The organism is Plantactinospora sp. B5E13, from assembly GCF_039871775.1.
GTDB lineage: Bacteria > Actinomycetota > Actinomycetes > Mycobacteriales > Micromonosporaceae > Plantactinospora.
Genome location: NZ_JBDPLT010000001.1, coordinates 79,588 through 99,610 on the forward strand (window position 1 = coordinate 79,588; position 20,023 = coordinate 99,610).

Here is a 20,023-nt window from a genome sequence, read left to right on the forward strand (position 1 = left end):
CGCTCAGCGGATGCCGGTCAGTTCCAGCAGCGCGGCGACGAACTCCGCCGGCCGTTCGACGTTCGGGGAGTGGCCGCAGCCGGCGAAGACCAGCTCCCGGAAGCTGCCGCCGGCCGCCGCGTACCGCTGCAGCACCGCCCGGGTCTGGCTGACCATCGGCTGCGGCGGGCAGGCGTCCGCCCCGGGCCAGCCGGGGACCAGACCGAGCGAACCGAGGTACGCCAGGTCGAACAGCGAGGTGTCCGACACGATCACGTCGGCGTCACCCCGTACCCAGGTGATCGGCGGCTTGACCTCGACGGCGACCAGCTCGTCGGCGATCCGGAAGTGCTTCGGGGCCAGGGTGTTCAGCACACCCCGGTCCCCCGGCGCGGTGCCCGGCCAGGTCTCGACCCGCTCGGCGGTACCCGGATAGTTGTCGTCCCCGACCGCGGTGGAGAGTACCGAGTCGAGCAGCAGGTCCTCGTCCGGGCCGAGGCGCGCCGGGTCCGCCACGTACGCGCCGCGCAGCACGTTGCGCGGGCTGGTCGGGGCGTCGGTGCCCCGGTCCTGCGCGGCGAGCCGCTGGACGAAGTCCGGGTTGGCGCCGCCCGCCCCGGTGCCGGCAAAATCGGGGGTGGTCGGGGTGCCGGCCAGGTCCCGGGTGCCGCCGAACCCGTACGGCGACACCGGCGCCGCCAGCAGCAGGCCGGCCACCCGGTGCGGCTGGTCGACCAGCAGCCGCATCGCCACTCCCCCGCCGAGCGAGTGTCCGACGACCACCGGCCGCGCCCCCGCCCCGAACAACTGCGGTACGTCGAGCAGCGCGGCCACGTCGTCGGCGAAGTCGCGCAGCCCCCGGGTCGCGTCCAGCGGGGCGGTCTCGGTGCCGCCGTAGCCACGCAGGTCCGGGGCGACCACCCGCAGCTGTGCCGGCAGGTGCCGCAGCAGCGGCTGCCAGAAGTCGGCGGAGGAGCAGTTGCCGTGGATGAGCAGTACCGGCACGCCGTCCTCGGCGCCGGCCACCAGCACCCGCTGGCGGATGCCGTTGGCGACGATCTCCCTGTGCCCGATCTTCATTCGGGCGATCATGCCAGTCGGGTCGGACCCGTTCCATGTGGTCAGGCGCCATATCCCGGCCCGGGGCCGGTGGCCGACCCACCACCGCCGTACGACGGTTCCGTCCGCCGCCGGCGTTCCGTCACCCGGTCCTCAGCTCAGGGCGAGATAGGTCCAGGCCAGCCAGCCGGCCAGGGCCGCGGCCGCGCCGAGCAGCAACAGCAACCGACGGGACCGCCGGGGCGTATCCATCAGCTGGGTCGGCATGGTGAGCGCGGCCGCGGACCCGGCCGGGTCGGGTGGGCCCGGCGGCAGCGCCGACCGGACACCGGCGCCGGCCGGTACGGCGGCCGGCGGCGGCAGCCGACGCAACGTGCCGACCGGCTCGGTCGGCGCCGAACCGGGGTCGAAGAAGCGCAGCTCGACATGGCCGATCCGGATCCGGTCCCCGTCCCGCAGCTCGGTCCCCGCACCGACCCGGCGGTCGTTGAGCCAGGTTCCGTTCGTCGAGCCGGTGTCGGCGAGCAACACCCGCCCGCCAACCAGTTCGACGACGGCGTGCCGACGGCTCACCTTCGGATCGTCCAGCAGGACGTCGACGCCGTCCTCCCGGCCGATCCGGCGTAGCCCCGGCCGCAGCCGGAAACTCGCCCCGCGTAGCGGTCCGCTCGTCACGGTCAACAGCGGCATGAGATGCACGTCGTCGGACATGGACCCGCCCCCATCCACCCCGTTCTGTGGCCGACGCGGCAACGCCGGCTCCGCCGGCCAGCGTCGCAAGGTAAGACCGGCTCCGCCGGCCAGCATCGCACTTCGTACCGCCGTAGCTCCACGTCCGGCGGACCGAGTCGGTGTGTCCGGCCGGCGGTCCGACGCTGCCGGTTCGGTGCGTGAATCGGTGACGATCGTGCTCATCCGCGTACCTACCCGCGAGTAATGCTCCGGTCTACACTCGCGCCATGACAACCGTTACCGGGCTGCCGACGGTCCACGACGGCGAACTGGTCTCCACCAGTCCCGCCACCGGGGAACTCGCGGGACGCTTCCCGGTCGCCGAGCCGGAGGACGTCGACCGGGCGGTCGACCGGGCCCGAGAGGCGGCCGACTGGTGGGCCGGCCTCGGCTTCGCCGGTCGCCGTGCCCGGCTGTCGCGGTGGCGGGCGCTGCTGGCGAACCGCCTGCCCGAACTCGCCGCACTCTGCCATCGGGAGACCGGTAAGCCGGTCGCCGAAGCGGTGGTGGAGATCCTCGCGGGGATCGAGCACGTCGACTGGGCGAACCGGAACGCGAAACGGGTGCTCGGACCACGCCGGGTACGCTCCCGGCTCGTCCTCGTCGAACACTCCGCGCACCTGGAGTACCAGCCGTACGGCGTGGTCGGGGTGATCGGACCGTGGAACTATCCGGTGCTGACCCCACTCGGCTCGATCGGCTACGCCCTCGCCGCCGGCAACACCGTGGTCTTCAAACCCAGCGAGTACAGCCCGGCGGTCGGGCAGTGGCTGGTCGACACCTTTGCCGAGGTGGTACCCGAACAGCCGGTGTTCCAGGTCGTGCACGGGCTCGGCGAGGTCGGTGCGGCGCTCTGCCACGCTCGCGTGGACAAGGTCGCGTTCACCGGCTCGACCGGCACCGCCAAGCGGGTGATGGCCGCCTGCGCCGAGTCACTCACCCCGGTGGTGCTGGAGGCCGGCGGCAAGGACGCCATGATCGTCGACGCCGACGCGGACCTGGACGCCGCCGCGGAGGCCTGCGTCTGGGGGGCGTTGACCAACGCCGGCCAGTCCTGCATCGGCATCGAACGGGCGTACGTCGTCGACGCGGTGCACGACGCGTTTGTCGACAAGGTGGTGGAGCGGGCCGGCCGGCTCACCGTCGGGGTGGACGGTGCCGACATCGGGCCGATCACCATGCCCCGGCAGATCGAGGTGATCCGGCGGCACATCACCGACGCGGTCGCCCGGGGCGGGCGGGCGGTGCTCGGCGGCCCGGAGGCGGTGCAGCCGCCGTACGTCCGGCCGACCATCCTGCTCGGCGTGCCGGAGGACGCCGACGCCATCCGCGAGGAGACCTTCGGCCCGACCCTGACCATCAACCGGGTCGCCGACGCGGACGAGGCGGTGAGCCGGGCAAACGCGCTGCCGTACGGACTCGGCGGGTCGGTCTTCGGCCGTCGCCGGGCCACCGAGATCGCTGCCCGGATCCGGGCCGGAATGGTCGCGGTGAACTCCACGCTCACCTTCGTCGGAATGTCGACACTCCCGTTCGGCGGGGTCGGGGACTCGGGATTCGGCCGCATCCACGGCCCGGACGGGCTGCGGGAATTCGCCCGGTCGAAAGCCGTGACCAGACGACGTGGACCGTCGCCATTGCCCGCGATGACCTTTGAGCGGACTCCGGCCCAGGTCGAGCGCATTGTGAAAATGGCACGGATATTGTACGGGCGGTGAAATGTAACTAACCGATCGTGGCGACAAACAAGCGACTAGGACATCCCTCGCCGCTGCCCGCATCGGTACCGTTCGCCAAATGGGACTGCACGCGTTGCGATTCCGCCTGGTCGACAGCGAGAACTCCTGGGGAGCCCGGCGGCGACAGCGTCGGGCCGGTTGGCTCGCCGAGACGTTCCCGGACCTGGCCCAGATGTCCGTCATCGACCTCGGCGGCCGGGTGAGCACCTGGGCCCAGAGCGCGGTACGGCCGAAGCACGTGCACGTGGTGAACCTCGAGGAGGCACCGGCCGACGTACCGGACTGGGCCGAGGTCGACCACGGGGACGCCTGCGCGCTCCCGAAGCGGATCGCCAGCCGCCGCTACGACCTGGTCTTCTCCAACTCCGTCCTGGAGCACGTCGGCGGACACGAACGACGGCTCCGGTTCGCCGAGACGGTGCACGCGCTCGCCGACGCGCACTGGGTGCAGACGCCGTACCGCTACTTTCCGATCGAGCCCCACTGGATCGCGCCGGGGATGCAGTTCACCCCGGTCCGACTGCGGGTGGCGCTGGCCCGGCGCTGGCCGCTCGCGCACACCCGTCCGGACAGCCGAGAGATCGCGATCCAGCAGGTCCTCTGGACCGAGTTGGTGGACCGGTCGCAGATGCGGCACTACTTCCCGTACTCGGAGATCCGCGCGGAGCGGCTGGCCGGCCTGATCAAGTCCCTGATCGCGGTCCGCACCGGGCGCCCCTGAGCTGGCCCGGGTCGGCGCCGGAGGTGCCGGCGCTCACCCCGCCGGAGGTGCCGGCCAGGGCGGGTCGCGCAGGACCGGCCGACCGCCCCGGTGGCCGAGCCAACCGGCGAGGGCGGTGCCGAGCAGCGCGAGGGCGGTGCCGAGCAGGGCCGCTCCCCGGTAACCCGTCACCCCGCCCGCCCAGCCGGCGAACGGCAGCAGCGACCCGGCTGCGGTGAGGACGCCGACCGCGACGATAAGCAGCGGCCGGCGGGTCCCCCGGAGCCGTGCGGTCAGGACGACCGCGCCGACTACCCCGACCAGGATCAGCACCGCGCCCAACGGCGCCAGCGCCAGCGCCACCGGGACGCCCCCGATCCGGTACGCCGCGAGGCCGGCCAGCAGGAACGGGAGTCCGAGCACGGCGGTGGCCACGAACCAGCTCACCGAGGCACCGTCCGGTCGGGTCAGCAACCCACAGCCCAGGCAGATCGCCACGCACCCGAACATCAGCCCGAGGGCGATCTCCACTTGGAGCCCGTCGGGCGGTCGGCGCGGCTCCGGCAGCGGGACCGGCCTCGCCACCCTGGCGGAGTAGGCCCTGAACCCGATCCGGGACCAGGTACCGGTAACGTCCCGGACGGCTATCCCGTCCCTTCCGTTCGCCACCACCACGATGTGGCCGCCCGCCACCGAGCGTACCGCCAGCGCCCGGGAAACGACCTCGACGTCCGGGTCCCGTACGTCGTCGTAGTACCGGGCGAGCCATTGCCGATGCGGCTCGGGGACCTCCCAGCTCGTCCGCCAGGTGGCTGCCCCGTCCCGGCTCTCCTCGACCGCCAGCCGACCCGGGACCAGCCGGTAGCAGTGCTGGTCGGGGAGACAGACCTGCCGCTGCCGGACCGAGTCGTCGGGCAACTCCAAGGTCACGGCGTCGGTCTCCTCCGGGGTCATCTCCCGCCAGTCCCGTCCGTCCGGCCCACCGGCCCACCAGTCGAGTTGGTCGTCGCCCGGGCCGTAGTACGCGTTGGCCTCCCCGACCACCAGGGTGTCCCGCCAGACCCCGACGGCCTCCAGACTCGGGTACTGGGGCGCGCTGGTCGCGGCGACCGCCAGCAGCGCGCCGGGCAGCACGACGAACACGCCGATCCGGCGTACCGCCTGCCGGGTCGCCGGCCGGCGTCGGGCCCGGGTGTACGTCCACCAGGCGACGCCGAGCGCCGGCAGCGCCGCCAGGTCGGTACGGTCGGCGAGCACCACCGACGGTCCACTCAGCACACTCCAGAGCACGGACGCGGTCGCCGCCCCGACCGGGGCCGCCTTGACGACCGTGAAGACCACTCCGACCGTGGTCAGGGCGGTGACCGCCAGCGGGGTCGGGGCCAACCGCGGGAGCAGCCCGGCGAGTACGACGGCGAGCAGTGCCGGGGCGAAGAGCAACCCGGCGACATCGCTGAGTTTGCCGGTGACCAGCCCGGGGTGGGCGGCCTTCCCGACGTGGTCGTTGACCACCAGCACCACCACGGCGAGCAGACTCACCGGACTGCCGAGCCAGGCCAGCATCACCTGGAGCGTGTCGCTGCTCCGAACCCTGTCCCCCATGGCATCCACCATGTACGCGAAGAGTCACGAGTCCACTGCGCTCGGGTGCCGAATCTGACTCGGAAAGTGGTCCGGGATCAGCAGGTCGACGAGGACGAGCAGGGCCTCGGCGGTCATGTCCCGCTGCCAGGCGACCTCGGCGAGCCGCGACATCGCCGCGTAGAAGCGGCTCTCCACCACCAGGTCGTGGGCGGAGAACTCGGCGGGCGGGCCCGTCCCGGCCGGCTCCGCGCCGACCCTGGCAGTGCTGCTGGCAGGTGACCGTCCTGACATTTCCCCGCCCGTCTCCATCGGAGTCTCAGCGGGCCCGGTGTCCGACGGTCGCGACCCGCCGGGACGCGGTCGTGCAGGCGAGGCAGTCGAGCGGGCTGCCGCAGGTGACGCACCACCTGGATTTCACCCTGAACGTCAGCAGTCCGGCGACGAAGCCGAACAGGGCGCAGCCGACGGCCACGAAGAGGATTCCGACCGACATGGTGCCCTCCTGCGGGTGGGAGGTCGGCGGGCAGTTGCCGCTACCCGCCGGCCTCCACGTGGAAGCCAGGGTCGACGCGGTCCCCCGGAGGTGGCCATCCGCCCTGCGCCGGCCCTGTGTCACAACCCGAACATCCCCCGTGACCTATTGCATAGGATGCGCTAGTCGATAGGACTTTGCAAGGTATGCACTAGCCCTATCTTCACTTGCCGACCCTGCCTTGCTGCTGGCGCGGGACGACAGGGACACTGCTAGCCGAAGTCGGAGCAAAGGGGATATCGATTTGCCCGCACGTCGGCAACCACCCACCGTGCGGCTGCGTCGGCTCGCCAGTGAGCTGCGTGGTCTGCGTACCGCCGCCAACCTGACCCGGGAAGAGGTGGCCGAGCAGACCGGTGTCAACCCCGCGACGCTCTACCGGATCGAGACGGCCCGGGTACGGCCACAGCGTCGTACCCTCCTCGCCCTGCTCGACAAGTACGGCGTGACCGACCAGGACCGCCGCGCCGAACTGGTCGACCTCTCCAGGCAGGCGACCCAGCTGGGCTGGCTGCAGGCGTACGAGTCGGAACTCCCCGAGGAGTACACCGCCTACATCAGCTTCGAGGCCGAGGCCCGCGGCGTCCGCAACTACGAGAGTCTGTTCATGCCCGGGCTGCTCCAGACCGAGAGCTACGCCCGGCACGTCATCCGGGGCGCACTCCCGTTGGCCAACGACGAGGAGACCGAACGCCGGGTGGAGGCGCGCCTGCAGCGCCAGGAGCTCATCACCAAGAAGCCACCACTGGAGTTGTGGGCGATCATCGACGAGGCGGCCATCCATCGTCTGGTCGGTGGGCCCGCCGTGATGGCGGGACAACTCGACGCGCTCGTACGGGCGGCCGCACACCCACACGTCACGGTGCAGGTGATCCCTTTCGAACGGGGCGCTCACCCGGGCATGCCTGGCTCGTTTGTCGTTATGGACTTTCCGGACGCGGCGGACCCCGACCTGGTCTACATCGACAGCATGGCGGGGGACCTGTTCCTGGAACGTGAGCCCGACGTACGGCGGTACACGGTGGTCTTCGAGCACCTGCGGGCGCTGGCTCTCGATCCTTCCAGTTCACTGCAAATGATCGAGACGAAAATACAGATTCTCAATGAGGAAGGGGGTTGGGGACATGAACGCCCCTGACCTTGGCGATGTGGTGTGGAAAAAGTCGAGCCGTTCTTCGGGAAACGGCCAGTGTGTCATGACGGCCCGCCTCGACCGGACGGTCGCCGTCTGTGACAGCAAGGATTTCACCGGCCCGGCTCTGGTCTTCGGTTCGGCCGCCTGGGCAGCCTTCACCGGCGCGGTCAAGGGCGACGCCATCGCCCGCTGACCCGGTCGGGAACGACCGTCGGACGTCGGAGGGTGGCCCTACTGGGACCGGGGGCGTGCGGACCCCGGCGCACCACTACGACCTGCGGGAACAGGCGACCGGCCGCCGGGCCGACGGATTTCGTCGCGCGGTCCGTCGTGACCGCGGGTGGAAGTCGGGGCGCATGCGCCGCGTGGTTCAGGTCCAGTCAGAGGCGGCTGTCGTGCCGGTACTGCGATGGCGACTGGCCGGTGTGGTTGCGGAAGACCCGGCTGAGGTAGAACGCGCTGCGGTATCCACAGCGCTCGGCGATCGCCTGCAGTGTGTCGTCGGTTTCGGTCAGCAACTCCCGTGCCTTCTGCAGCCGGACTGTGCGGAGATATGCGACCGGCGTGACGCCCCGGACGGCTCGGAAGCGTCGGGAGAGCTGCGTTGGACTGATGCCGAGTGCGGCGGCCAGGTCGCCGAGCGAGAGGTCCGGAGAGGTGAAGTGGTCCAGGATCAGGACTGTCGCTCGCCGCACCAGTTCGTCTCCGGGCGCGTCGCGGCGGGCGCGGAGCATCATCAGGATGAGGTCGGTGACAACATGAGCGGCCACCAGCCCGGGGTGGGCTTCGGCGGCTTCGAGCATCGCGAGATCGGCGCGGAAGCGGTCGACGTCCAGTACCCGGGTACGGCCGATCGGCGGCGCCACCTCTGTGCTGAAGCGCGCGTGGAAGAAGGATGTCGGGGTCCGCATCCGGCGCCAGAGCGTGCCACCCGGCGGGCAGACGACGATGTCGCCGTGCTTCGAAACCCCTCGCGGTCCGCCGGAGATCTCGAAAGTGAAGGATCCGGTCCTCGGCACCAGCAGGCACCAGTCGTCGTACCTGTCGAAGCTGAGGCTGAACTGGTCTCGGGACGGGGCGAGCAGGTAGCCGTCCAGCCTCACCATGGCAAAAAAGTATATGCGGACAGCCGGAATTGCCATGCCCATGGGGACTCCCGCAACGGCAGAGTGCATGGTCATGACCACTACAGCCGATGTCTGTGTCTACGGGGGAACGCCCGCGGGTTGCGTCGCCGCGATGACGGCGCGTCAGGAGGGCGCGTCCGTGATCCTCATCGAGCCGGGCCGGTGGCTTGGCGGCATGCTGAGCGCGGGAATCAAGCCCCGGCAGGACTGCCCGATCCCCGCGATCGCGGGCGGCCTGACAAACGACGTGGTCTTCGGCTTCGGGGACGACCCCCACAACGTCATGCTGGCCTTCCACGAGTGGATCGAGAGTGCCGGCGTCGAAGTGATCTTCGAGCGCCGGGTCCGTTCGGTGCGGCGGGAAGGCAACCGCATCACCGCCGTCCAGTTGGAGACCTCGCAGCCGGACCGGTGGGCTGTTCCGTTGCCGGCTTCGGAGTCGGTTCCCGACATCGTCGTGCGGGCGGCGGTCTTCATCGACGCCTCGTACGAGGGCGACCTGATGGCGCTGGCCAAGGTCCCCTACCGTACCGGACGCGAGTCACGAGACGCCTTCGGCGAACAGATCGCCGGCGTTCGCCCGGTCACGAACTGGACACCTGTCGACCCGTACGTCGTACCGGGAGACAGCACCAGCGGACTGCTGGCACTGGTGGAACGGGATCACGGTCTGTCCATCGGCGCGGCCGACGACTACACGCAGGCGTACAACTTCCGCTTCTACCTGACGACCGACCCCGCACGTCGGGCCGAACTCACTCCCCCCGACGACTACAACGCCGACGACTTCGAGCTGGTACGGCGTTACGTCCGACACCTGGGATCCGACGTCGAGGCGCTGCGCGGGATCTTCCCCGGTTGGCTCAACTCGGGTGAGTACAACTACCAGCGCGCGTCACTGATCACCAACGCACCTGTCGGAGTGAGCCGCCGTTACCAGGACGGCGACTGGAACGACCGTTCGCGACTGTGGCGCCACCACATCGACTATCTCCGCGGTATCCACCACTTCCTGTCGACCGATCCCGCCGTACCTGAGCAGTTCCGAGCGGAGACGGCGGCCTACGGCCTGGACGCGAGCGTCTTCCCGGACACCGACGGCTGGCCACCGCAGCTCTACGTGCGGGTGTCGCGGCGGCTCGCCGGGATCTACACGGTCACGTACGCGGACGTTGCCAACCAGACCGATCCCAGCGACAGTATCGGCCTCGCGCTGTTCGGCGTGGACGTCTACCCGGTACGGCGGATTCCGTACCGTGATCCGGAGACCGGGCAGCTCGGTGTGGCGACCGAGGGCGACATGTTTCTCGGCGGCCACCTGGGCACCGGCCAGCCGTACCCGATTCCCTACCGGGCTGTCACCCCGAAGCAGTCCGACTGCGGAAACCTGCTGGTCCCGGTCTGCCTGTCCGCCAGTCACATCGGCTACGCGGCAACCCGGATGGAACCGGTGTTCTGCGTCCTGGCCGAATCCGTGGCAGTCGCCGCGGTGCAGTCCCTGCGCGAACACACCGACGTGCAGGACATCGACGTCGCCCGGCTCCAAGCCCGACTCGTCGAGCGCGGCCAGGTCATCGCCTGGACCGCCACCTAGGCCGTCAGATCCGCACTCCCCACTCCCCGGGCGGTCCGTCGGAAGGTTCACCCTTCCGAGCAGACTCACGGTGCGCGGTGTTTGCGGATCTCGTCCGGCCAGGCGAGGGTGACGCCGAGGGTGTCGGTGAGCAGCCGCTGGTAGTCGGCCTGGTGGGTGTGGTCGGTGCGGACCTTGCGGGGCGGCACGCCCCGGTCGAGGCAGTACGCCGCCATGGCGCCGGCGGCCTCGCCGATGCTCCACTCGACCGGGTGCAGCCGGTAGCAGCCGTTGGTGATGTGGGTGGTGCCGATGTTCTTGCCGGCGGCGAGCAGGTTGTCGACCCGGATCGGGATGAGGGCGCCGAGCGGGATCTGGAACGGGTACGACTCGATGTCGACGTAGGTGCGCCCGGCGGTGCTGGGGTGCAGGTCGATGCGGTAGTGGCCGATGCCGACGCTGTCGACGAAGACCTGGCTGCCGGCCCCGGGTGGGCGGGCATCGACGCCGACGTGCTGTTCCAGGACTGTGAACTCGGCCTGGATGCGGCGTGACTCGCGAATGTAGGGGGCGATGGCAAGCCCGTCGGCGGTGCCGGTGATGTCGCCCCGCAGCCGTAGGCCGGGGTATCCGGTGCCGTCGCCGGCCGGGTGCGGCGCCTCGGTCTGCATCCAGTACAGGAACGACAGCGACAGGTCGCGGGCGCCGTCGAGCGCGGTGGCCCGGGTGGCGTCGTCGACGCCGAGCAGCGGGGTCTGCCAGTAGTCGATCTGCGGCCAGTTGACCAGGGTGACGTCGGCGAAGGCGGTACCGGTGAACTGGCGGGCGGCCAGGATGCGCCGGTAGTGCCACAGGTCGTCGGCGGGCCCGCTGCCGGGGTCACCGCGGAAGATGGGCCGGTTGCGCGTACCGAGGGTGACCGGTTCGACATCGATCCAGGACAGCTGCGGACCGGGCCAGAACGGGGCGACCGCGGTACGCCAGAAGTCGTAGCCTGCCGGGCGGTCGATGGTGTGATCCTCGCCGGGCCGGTGCTCCAGGGCGAAGCACCACGAGATCGCCTGCTGGTTGAGCGGGTCGGCGACCGGCAGCGCGTGAGGTTCGCCGGTGGTGTCCTGGCCTTCGGCGCCGATGACGTGCTCGACCCCGGCCAACGGCAGCAGGTCGCCGAGTTCGGTGGCGTCGAGGATGTAGTCGGCGGTGACGGTGAGGTCGCTGCCGTCGGGGCGGCGCAGGGTGACCGCGGTGACCTGCTCCCCGGCGGTGTCGGCCGCGACCGGTTCGTGCCGCAGCAGGACTGTCACGCGACCGGCGGACTGCCACGGTGCCAGCATCTGATCGATGACGGCAAGGGCGGAGCGGGGTTCGTGGCACAGCCGACTGACGTGCCCCAGGCCCGGGTTGAGCAGCGGATCGGCGGCGGCTCGCGGCGTCAGCGGATAGTTGTCGCGGTAGTGACGGCGGATGCGCCGTCGGAAGTCGGCGTAACTGACAGCGGTCAACTGGGTCTCGATCCAGGCGTTCTCGTCCGGTGCCACCGCCTGGCTGGTGAGCTGGCCGCCGAGCCACTCGGTGGCCTCGGCGAGTATCACCCTGCGGCCGAGCTTGGCGGTGGCCAGTGCGGCGGCAACGCCGCCGACTCCCCCGCCGACCACCAGAACGTCCGTCTGCAGCTCCGTACTCATGCAGTCGCTTTCCTTTCGCACCTCGGTGCATCGCCCGGTCTGCCCGGGGACGGGCTCCACCGGCGGTGGCGCCGCGGCCCAGCTGGTGTATGAGCTGACGTGGGGAGGGGGTCCCGGTCCGACGCAGGCAGCCGAGGGCCGCCGACACTCACCGGCGGCCCTCGCGTTCGATGCGTGGGCCGGCATCGGTTCCGAGCTGGGCGAACCATTCCGAGGCGAACTCCAGGTCCGGAACAGTTCCCAGCGGCAATCCGATGCCAGGTACGACACGTTCGGGTGGCGTGGGGTGAACCCGCAGCTCAGCGATCACGTCGCGGACCCGCGCCCCGACCGGCTTCACGACGTTCTCCGTGTCGATGAGACCGAGCCCGTACTCGAGTTCGTCGAAGCCGCGGAATCGGCGATCGATGTCATGTGACGCCCACCAGGTCACGGCGGTGACCTCCGGGATCGCGGCGATCCGCCGCAGCATCCGTTCGGCGAAGTCCGGCACCGTCGCCCGCTCGAGCCAGAGGTCGGACACGCCGACCTCCTGCACCCACAACGGCTTCCGCCGTCCGCCGAGAACCGCCAACGCGATCTGGGCAAGGTAGTCGGGGATCGCCCACGCGCCGCGCTCCTGCTCGCCGAACCGCGCCAGGGCCCCGGTGAAGTACGGCCAGGCGTGGATGGCGACCAGGTCCGAGACGTCGACCACCGTCTCCGCGGTGAGTGGGCAGTCACCGGTCATCCAGGGCTCGTGATCGACACCGACCGTCACCGGTACGCCCGGGGCCCCGGCGCGCGCCGCTGTGACCATGCGGCGCGCCCAGTCGTCGCAGGCGCCCGGTCCGAGCCGAGACCGTCGCATGAGGACGTTCGGCTCGTTCGCGATGTCAAGACACCACAGGGCCGGATGCGCCGAGACGGCCTTGGCGACCGCGGTCACCACCATCGCGGAGGCTTCCACCGCGACGGGGTCGGTGAAGGGATCGGCATCCCGCAACCAGGCGGGACGGAAGTCGAAGCCGCTCAACCAGCCGTCGAGCACGGTCGGGCAGACTGCCAGGCCGCGCGCTCCGGCGAGGTCGAGCAGGCGTACGAGCCGGTTGAGCATGGCCGAGGAGACGTACGCCGGGTTCGGTTGGAACAACGGCCACAGACATTGGATGCGTATGTGGTCGAAACCGAGGCCGGCGATGACGTCGAGGTCACGCGCGAGGTCGGCCTCGTTCCAGTCGACCCACGCGTACCACCAGTCGCGGCTGGGCAGGTAATTGACGCCGTAGCGAACCGATGTGCTCACCGGCCCAGCCGATCCGCGAGGAACGACGCTCGGAGCGGATTGCCGAGGTCCACGCTCACCCCTTCAGCGCTCCGGAGTTGCCGGCCGCCCTGAGGAACTGCCGCTGGAACACGAGGAAGAGCACCACCGGGATGATCACGGAGATGAACAGGGCACCCATGAACTGCGCGAAGTCGCCAGCGGTCTCCAGCCGCGGCAGGGCGACCGAGATCGGTTGGTCCTCCGGATTCGGCAACACCAGCAATGGCCACAGGAACTCCTTGTACGCCCCGACGAGTGTCAGCAGGCTCACCACGCCCAGGATCGGCCGTGACATCGGCAGCACGAGCGAGACGAAGACCCGGAAGGGACCCGCGCCGTCGATTCGGGCCGCCTCGAACAGATCGGCGGGAATGGCCGCGAAAAACCGTTGCATGAGCAGCACGTTGACCGCGTTGGCCGAGGCCGGCAGCCACACCGCCCACAGGGTTCCGATCAGGTTGACGTGCAGGAGCGGCAGATCCATCACGGTCAGGTAGAGCGAGACGAGCGAGATGACGCCGGGAATGAACAGCGTCGCAAGGATCGCCGCGAACACGGCCTTCGCGTACCTGGGCTTCAGGACGGCGAGGCCATAGCCACCGGTCGTCGCGACGACGAGGCCGAAGAACAGCGATCCCGCCATGAGCCAGAGCGTGTTGACGAAGTAGCGCGCAAAGTCGACCTTTGTCCACACCTCGGCGAAGGTGCTCCAGTGGATCCCGCTCGGCCAGAGCGAGAACGGCGCGGAGAGCGTCTCGGTGGTGGTCGATGTCGCGGCCTTGAACAGCCAGAACAACGGTCCCACACACAGGACGGCGAGAGTGGCGAAGACCAGCACCCGGGCGGCGACCAGGGCGATCCGTACGCCGGGTCGGCGCCGGTCGAGACGGGACAGGATGCTGCGTTCGGCGTCGGCGGTCACGACGTGCTCCAGTGCTTGGTCGCCCAGAGGTAGATCCAGGAGAGGCCCGACAGGGCGATCGCCAGCAGTAGGCTCAGGGCCGTCGCGCGCCCGTAGTCCCCGGAGACGAAGGCGTACCGGTAGATCAGCATGAGGATCGTGACCGTGCGGTTCTCGGGACCGCCATTGGTCATGATGTAGGGCTCGGTGAAAACCTGGAAGGTGCCGATCAACTGCAGTAGCAGCATCACGAGCAGCACGCCGCGCATCTGCGGCAGGGTGACGTGCCAAAAGCGCCGGAACGCACCCGCCCCGTCGGTTTCCGCAGCGTCATACAGCTCGGTCCGGATGCCCATCAGCGTGGCGAGATAGATGATGGTCGCGGTGCCGAACGACGCCCAGGTGGCCTGCAGCACGATCGAGGGCATGGCGAGGTCTCCGTCGTTGAGCCACGACAACGGGCCCAGCCCCACCCACCCGAGGATGGTGTTGAGCACGCCGGTCGGGCTCGGGTCGAAGAACGCCTTCCACAACAGGACGGCGACCACGGGCGGGAAGATCACGGGCAGGTACACGAGCGCCGAGGCCAGTCCCCGGCTGCGACGCAACTCCGCGATGAAGACCGCCAGGATCACCGGCACGGGAAAACCGATCACGAGTGCCAGCAGCGCGAACCACAGCGTGTTGAACGCCGCCGTCCCGAGCAGCGGATCGGCCAGGACTCGGGCGAAGTTGTCGAGGCCGATCCACTCGGTGGTGAGGAAATTGGTGCGCTGGAAGCTGAGCGGCAGTGACCGGAGGATCGGCCACCACGAGAACAACCCGAACGACAGCAGCAGGGGCAGGAAGAACACGAGCGTGGACAGTCCGCCCCGGCGTACCCAGCTGACGAGGCCGCGGGAACGACGGCTCGGCACGACTTCGGGCATGCGGTACGCCGGCCTGGACCGGGCAGGGGCGCTCAGGGGAATCACCTCGTCTGTTCGCGGGCGGATCTCTGTCGGGCCCCGGGATCCGCGCCGCGACAGGGACGATCGGGCAATGACCCTTCTTCGAAAAGGTTCAATGATCAGCCAGCGTCGATGATCGCCTGGACCTTGCGCTGGGCGTCCTTCAGCAGCGCGTCGATGTCGGCGTCCTGGCGGGTCAGGACCGCCTGGACCACGGTGTCGAGTGTCCCGTACGTCTCCTGCGCCTTTGCCGGCGGCTCCGGCACCAGGGCCAGCGTCTGCGCCGTGGCGAAGTACGCGGCGTAGTTCTGCCGCGGCACGTTGATGTAGTCCTTGACCCAGCCGAGGTACCGGTCGGTCGTCGCCTGGTCGAACAGCGGCAGCGCCGGGTCACCCACCGGTTGCTTGTCAGCGACCTTGGCCTTCGCGTCCGCGACGGCCTCCGCCTCGCTGTCGTACTTGCGGAAGTTGACGAACTCCAACCACTTGATCGCCGCTCTGGTCTCGGCGGCCGAGGCGCGCGGGTTGACGATCGCGACCGTACCGCCGCCGAGCGTACCCAGCCCCTGGGGCCCTTGCGGCAGCGGCGCGATGCCGAAGTCGTCGGGCTTCATGCCCATGTTCGCCACGACCACCTTGTACGCGTCCGCGCCCTGCACGAACATCCCGACCTTGCCGCCCGCGAACGCCTTCGTGGTGTCGTTGTAGCCGGTCAGGAAGTTCGCGCCGAAGGTGTTGTCCTCCCACCGCAGCGAACGGTAGAACTCCAGGACACTGCGGGTGGCGTTGTTGTCGACGGTCGCGTTCCTGCCGTCCGCCGACGCGATCGTGCTGCCGTTGGCGTAGCTCATCGCGGTGAGCACCCAGCCACCGGTGTTGTCCTTCGTCATGCTCGCGAAGCCCTGTACGCCGGTGGCCGTCTGGATCGCCTTCGCGGCGGCGCGTACCTCGTCCCACGTGGTCGGGGGCTTGTCGGGGTCGAGGCCCGCCTTCTTGAACAGGTCCCGGTTGTAGAACAGACCCATGCTGTACGCCTGGATCGGCACGCCGTAGATGCGGTCGCTCGCGTCCTTGGTCACCTTCAGGATGGCCGGGTTGATCCGGCTGACCACGGAGTCCGCGCCGATCGCGCTGGTGACGTCGGCGACCTGCTTACGGGCGATGAGGCCCTGCATCTCGGTGAAGGGGACGTAGAAGACGGTCGGCAGCTTGCCGCCCGCCAGCAGCGCCTGGAACGTCCGCACATCGAAGGTGGCCTCGTCGCCGACGACCTTGATGTCGGGGTTCGCCTTGGTGAACTCGGAGATGTTCCGGTTGAAGTTGTTGAGCTCCTCCGGGTGCCGACTCGTGGGCATGCCCGCGACGGTTATCGACACGGGTCCGGACGACTCGCTGTTCGACCCGCCGCATCCGGGGACGAGGGTGAGCGCCGCGCCGGCCAGGGCCAGCGCGAGCAGCCGGGTTCTTGTGCTTGTCATGACACTCCTCGGACAGTATTGGTGGTGGATCACTCGGTGTGGGTGGTACTACCGGTCAGGGAGCGCCGCCGGTCAGGGAGCGATGAGTCCGCCGTCCCGGCCCCGGACCCGCGCAGCCCACGCGTCGTGCCCGGAGAGCCCGGCGGGGAACCGGGCGGCGGCGGCCTCGTCGAGGTCGATTCCCCAGCCCGGCGCCTCGTTGGGGCGCAGCCAGCCGCGCTCGATACGCAGCGTCCCGGGGAAGACCTCGTGCACGGCGGGGGTGTACACGTGGCCTTCCTGGATGCCGAAGGCCGGGCTGGTGATGTCCAGCGCGACGTTGGCCGCCGCGCCGATCGGCGACGTGTCGCCCGGGGCGTGCCACGCCGTGCGTACGCCCACCAACTCCGCGGCGGCGGCGATCTTGCGTGCCGCGGTGAGGCCACCGATGCCGGAGATGTGGGAGCGGATGAAGTCGACGCCTCCGCCGAGCACGAGGCGCGCCGCGTCCGTCAGTGAGGTGGTCAGCTCGCCCACCGCGAGGGGCACCGGCGAGGCCGCCCGCACCTCGGGCAGGCGGTCCCAGTGCTCGGGGGCGATGACGTCTTCCAGGAAGTACAGGCGGTACGGCTCGAGCGAGCGGGCGAGCACGACGGCCTGCTTCGGTGAGAGTCGCGAGTGCACGTCGTGCAGCAGGGCGATGTCGGGGCCGAGCCGGGCTCGGGCCGCCGCGAAGAGTTCGGGGGTCCGCCGGAGGTACTCCTCGACGTCCCAGCCGCCCGGATACTGATGGTCGGTGGTGGTGGTGTGCGGCACCGCCGGGGCGCCGTAGTGCCCGGCACCCGGCTGGCCCGTCTGGAGCCGGATGTGCCGTAGCCCCTCATCCCGGAGACGTTCCGCCTGGTCGAGCGTCTCCTCGACGGTCGCGCCGGCGGCGTGTAGGTAGGTGTCGGCCGCTCCGCGTACCTTGCCACCGAGAAGTTCGTGCACCGGCCGCCCGGCCCGTTTTCCCGCGATGTCCCACAACGCCTGGTCGAGCCCGGAGATCGCGTTGTTGCCGACCGGGCCCTCCCGCCAGTAGGACGAGAACCGGGCGAGGCGAACGAGGTCCTCGATGTCGCCCGGGTAGCGGCCGACGACCAGCCGGGCGAGGTGCTCCTCCACGTAGGTCGCGACCGCGTGCCAGCGCTGGGTGAAGGTGGCGCAGCCCAGCCCGTACAGGCCGTCGTCGCTCGTCTCGACCTTGACGACCAGCAGTGGAATACCCTCCGGCGCGGTCGCGATCGCCCGGACCCGGGTGATGCGTACGTCGTCGGGCGCCTCCCAGGGCTGGGCGAAGGGGGACGCCCCGTCCTGCGTGCTCATGCGGTTGCCTCCAGGATGGATGTCTCGCCCTCGGCGAGCGAGACGACGGGAGCCCAGCCGAGTACCCGGCGTGCGGCGGACGTGTCGATCGGCGCGCGTCGCCCGTCGAAGCGTTGCCTGCGTTCGACGTCGGCGGCGTAGCGGTCGAGCAGGTCCTCGGTGGACTGGTCCAGGATGGTGTCCGCCGCGGCCACGAGCAGCGTGTGCATCCCGGAGATCGGCTGGGTGAGGCCGCGCAGGATCGCGTCGACGGCATCCGCCATCTCCAGGTACGCCCACCCCTCACGCGCGAGGCGCGCCTGTTCCCCGGGTATCGCGATCATGCGCCGCACCGTGTCCCGCAACGCCGCGAGTTCGCGGACGAGCGGGAAGCGCAGCGCAACGACGGTCATGTCCCAGCGGCTGCAGGCGAACGCGCCGATCCGCTCGTCGACCCACTTCGACAGCGAGTACGCGTCGTCGTGTGCCACCGGCGACGCCTCGTCCAGCGGGTAGTACGCCGGCATCACGTCGTGCCGATTCATCGGTATCCCGAAGGCGTTGATCGAGCTGGCGATGACCGCCCGGCGGATACCCGCCTCCCCCGCGCAGGCGAGAACCGTGAATGTCGCGGAGGTGTTCCCGACGAACACGGCCCGCGGCGTGTCGAGGTCGGGATGCGCCGTCGCCGCCAGGTGGACGACCGCGTCCACGTCCGTCAGCGCGTCCCGTACCAGGTCTTCGTCGGCGGCGTCGCCGGTGAGGACCCGGTCCGCCGGGGTCGGCGCGGACCAGGTACGGGACAGCGCGGTGACGGCGATGCCGCGGTCGACGAGCGCCTCGACCGTCGGCCGGCCAACGGTCCCGTCGGCACCGGTGACCAACACTCGGGTAGGTCGGATGAGCTCAGGCACGCCGGTGATCCTCACTGTCGGGAAACGATGTTGCGAAACTGCTTTCGCAGCAGAGAAGCACACGCCCCGGAGGATGTCAACAGTCGAATGCCGACGACCCGCTCCGGCGCACACCGAGGCATGACAGTCCGCTCAGGACTGTCGTGCGGTCAGGAACGCCGTACGGTGCGACTGCGCCGTCAGGAGGCCGCCAGCAGGCCGTCAGGAGGAAGGACCGAGCACCAGGGTCGGCGTCACGAGGTGCTCGCCGGGTGTCCGCTCGGACGAGAGGACGTCGGCGGCGGCGAGTCGGCCGAGCCGCTGCAGCTCCAGGTCGACGGTGGTGAGCCGGCGGATGCCCTGATCCAGCACGACGCCTTCCCAGTTGTCGACGCCGACGACGGCGATGTCCGCGGGCACCCGGAGGCCGCGCACGGCGCAGACCTCGAGCACACCCAGGCCGATGTGGTCGTTGCCGCAGAAGACGGCGTCGATCTCGACACCGGAGTCGAGCATCTCGGCCATCGCCGCGGCGCCCCAGTCGTGGGACCAGGACCCGTGCCGGGTCTCGCCGGCCTGCTCCAGCCCGGCAGCCTCCAGTTCCGCCCGCATGCCACGCTCACGCAGGCGGACGGCGATGCTGTCCCGACTGCCCGTGATGTGGGCGATCCGGGTAGCCCCGGTCGCCACCAGGTGCCGGGTCGCGAGGCGCCCCGCACCCTCGTTGTCGGGCAGGTAGACGACGTCCTCGAGATGGTCCGACGCGGCGAACGCGTACGTCACAGGGACGCCGAAATGGTGCGTCACCGAGTGCGACACGCGTTCGTGACCGTCCCCGACGACAAGAAGGCCGTCAATGCGACGTGCCTGGAGTGCCCGGATGCTCCTGGTCATCTGGCGCGGGACCAGCAGGTCCTCGTCGAATACCAGAGACGCCTGCTGCAGTTCGCCGAGTTGCAGTACCGCGCCGATGAGGACCGGACCTGCGAAGGTACTGGTCGCGCGGTAGGTCAGGACCCCGATGGTCCGGCTGCGTCCGAGCGCGAAGGAGCGGGCGAGCGCGTTCGGCTGGAAGTCGAGCCGCTCCGCGACCTCGCGCACCCGCGCCCGGGTCTCCGCCGAGATCCGATCTCCCCCGTTCAGGGCCTTGGACGCGGTGGAGATCGACACTCCGGCGATCGCCGCGATGTCGCTCAACCGGACGCTGCGGTTCGACGCCATGCCGAAAGCATACCGGCGCAGGGGCATTGACAGAGTTTGACCACCCGGTAAAAATTGGCGAACTGCGAAACCGGTTTCGCACCGCAAAGCCTCCCCGTCCCCCGAT

Annotated in this window: 19 protein-coding genes; 5 read left to right on the top strand and 14 right to left on the bottom strand. The window is 70.0% G+C overall.

The genetic code is table 11. From position 1 onward, the window contains the following. Positions 1-3: 3 nt before the first annotated feature. Both ABGB05_RS00355 and ABGB05_RS00360 read right to left on the bottom strand, forming a co-directional pair. Positions 4-1,059, bottom strand: coding sequence for an alpha/beta fold hydrolase (locus tag ABGB05_RS00355; RefSeq protein WP_347651039.1), 1,056 nt, complete (start codon positions 1,057-1,059; stop codon positions 4-6). A 132-nt stretch (positions 1,060-1,191) separates the two neighbouring features. Beyond that, a complete protein-coding gene (locus ABGB05_RS00360; protein ID WP_347651040.1) occupies positions 1,192-1,749 on the bottom strand; it encodes an FHA domain-containing protein in 558 nt (185 codons plus the stop codon). Positions 1,750-1,997: 248 nt separating this feature from the next. Here ABGB05_RS00360 and ABGB05_RS00365 point away from each other — a divergent pair, with 248 nt between their 5' ends. Then, the gene (locus ABGB05_RS00365) at positions 1,998-3,488 is read left to right on the top strand and encodes an aldehyde dehydrogenase family protein (protein ID WP_347651041.1); all 1,491 of its coding nucleotides are present in this window, start codon (positions 1,998-2,000) and stop codon (positions 3,486-3,488) included. 79 nt (positions 3,489-3,567) lie between these two features. Beyond that, positions 3,568-4,230, top strand: a complete 663-nt coding sequence (locus ABGB05_RS00370; RefSeq protein WP_347651042.1) for a class I SAM-dependent methyltransferase — start codon at positions 3,568-3,570, stop codon at positions 4,228-4,230. 33 nt (positions 4,231-4,263) lie between these two features. On the opposite strand, the gene ABGB05_RS00375 is transcribed toward ABGB05_RS00370, so the two are convergent. Genes ABGB05_RS00375 through ABGB05_RS00385 form a run of 3 tightly spaced genes read right to left on the bottom strand, consistent with a single transcriptional unit; the run spans position 4,264 to position 6,286 of the window. Continuing rightward, on the bottom strand, positions 4,264-5,811 hold the full coding sequence (locus tag ABGB05_RS00375; protein WP_347651043.1) for a hypothetical protein: 1,548 nt from the start codon (positions 5,809-5,811) through the stop codon (positions 4,264-4,266). Positions 5,812-5,835: 24 nt separating this feature from the next. After that, positions 5,836-6,084, bottom strand: a complete 249-nt coding sequence (locus ABGB05_RS00380) for a hypothetical protein (protein ID WP_347651044.1) — start codon at positions 6,082-6,084, stop codon at positions 5,836-5,838. 25 nt (positions 6,085-6,109) lie between these two features. Next, positions 6,110-6,286: a hypothetical protein gene (locus tag ABGB05_RS00385; protein WP_347651045.1), complete on the bottom strand. Its 177-nt coding sequence runs from the start codon at positions 6,284-6,286 to the stop codon at positions 6,110-6,112. Between the two features lie 277 nt (positions 6,287-6,563). Here ABGB05_RS00385 and ABGB05_RS00390 point away from each other — a divergent pair, with 277 nt between their 5' ends. Together ABGB05_RS00390 and ABGB05_RS00395 are read left to right on the top strand one after the other, a co-directional pair. After that, positions 6,564-7,463 carry a helix-turn-helix transcriptional regulator gene (locus ABGB05_RS00390; protein ID WP_347651337.1) on the top strand — a complete coding sequence of 300 codons (900 nt, stop codon included), beginning with the start codon at positions 6,564-6,566 and terminating at the stop codon, positions 7,461-7,463. Then, positions 7,450-7,653 carry a DUF397 domain-containing protein gene (locus ABGB05_RS00395; protein ID WP_347651046.1) on the top strand — a complete coding sequence of 68 codons (204 nt, stop codon included), beginning with the start codon at positions 7,450-7,452 and terminating at the stop codon, positions 7,651-7,653. The genes ABGB05_RS00390 and ABGB05_RS00395 overlap by 14 nt, the downstream gene beginning before the upstream one ends. Before the next feature lie 187 nt (positions 7,654-7,840). Here the strand turns inward: ABGB05_RS00395 and ABGB05_RS00400 are convergent, their stop codons facing one another. Beyond that, positions 7,841-8,608: a helix-turn-helix transcriptional regulator gene (locus ABGB05_RS00400; protein WP_347651047.1), complete on the bottom strand. Its 768-nt coding sequence runs from the start codon at positions 8,606-8,608 to the stop codon at positions 7,841-7,843. 31 nt (positions 8,609-8,639) lie between these two features. On the opposite strand from ABGB05_RS00400, the gene ABGB05_RS00405 reads away from it, so the two are divergent. Beyond that, positions 8,640-10,181, top strand: coding sequence for an FAD-dependent oxidoreductase (locus ABGB05_RS00405; protein WP_347651048.1), 1,542 nt, complete (start codon positions 8,640-8,642; stop codon positions 10,179-10,181). Positions 10,182-10,246: 65 nt separating this feature from the next. On the opposite strand, the gene ABGB05_RS00410 is transcribed toward ABGB05_RS00405, so the two are convergent. The 8 genes from ABGB05_RS00410 to ABGB05_RS00445 all read right to left on the bottom strand — a co-directional run bounded on the left by ABGB05_RS00410 (position 10,247) and on the right by ABGB05_RS00445 (position 19,917). Next, entirely contained in the window at positions 10,247-11,845 is a 1,599-nt protein-coding gene (locus tag ABGB05_RS00410; protein WP_347651049.1) for an FAD-dependent oxidoreductase, read from the bottom strand. Positions 11,846-11,993: 148 nt separating this feature from the next. Further along, positions 11,994-13,130, bottom strand: a complete 1,137-nt coding sequence (locus ABGB05_RS00415; RefSeq protein WP_347651050.1) for a cellulase family glycosylhydrolase — start codon at positions 13,128-13,130, stop codon at positions 11,994-11,996. Between the two features lie 55 nt (positions 13,131-13,185). Then, on the bottom strand, positions 13,186-14,073 hold the full coding sequence (locus ABGB05_RS00420) for a carbohydrate ABC transporter permease (RefSeq protein WP_347651051.1): 888 nt from the start codon (positions 14,071-14,073) through the stop codon (positions 13,186-13,188). After that, positions 14,070-14,969, bottom strand: a complete 900-nt coding sequence (locus ABGB05_RS00425; protein WP_347651052.1) for a sugar ABC transporter permease — start codon at positions 14,967-14,969, stop codon at positions 14,070-14,072. Before ABGB05_RS00425 ends, ABGB05_RS00420 begins: the two co-directional genes overlap by 4 nt. Before the next feature lie 152 nt (positions 14,970-15,121). Beyond that, a complete protein-coding gene (locus ABGB05_RS00430) occupies positions 15,122-16,480 on the bottom strand; it encodes an extracellular solute-binding protein (RefSeq protein WP_347651053.1) in 1,359 nt (452 codons plus the stop codon). 72 nt (positions 16,481-16,552) lie between these two features. Beyond that, positions 16,553-17,824, bottom strand: coding sequence for an enolase C-terminal domain-like protein (locus tag ABGB05_RS00435; protein ID WP_347651054.1), 1,272 nt, complete (start codon positions 17,822-17,824; stop codon positions 16,553-16,555). After that, positions 17,821-18,717 carry an NAD(P)-dependent oxidoreductase gene (locus ABGB05_RS00440; protein ID WP_347651055.1) on the bottom strand — a complete coding sequence of 299 codons (897 nt, stop codon included), beginning with the start codon at positions 18,715-18,717 and terminating at the stop codon, positions 17,821-17,823. The genes ABGB05_RS00435 and ABGB05_RS00440 overlap by 4 nt, the downstream gene beginning before the upstream one ends. Positions 18,718-18,918: 201 nt before the next feature. Then, on the bottom strand, positions 18,919-19,917 hold the full coding sequence (locus ABGB05_RS00445) for a LacI family DNA-binding transcriptional regulator (protein ID WP_347651056.1): 999 nt from the start codon (positions 19,915-19,917) through the stop codon (positions 18,919-18,921). Positions 19,918-20,023: the final 106 nt, after the last annotated feature.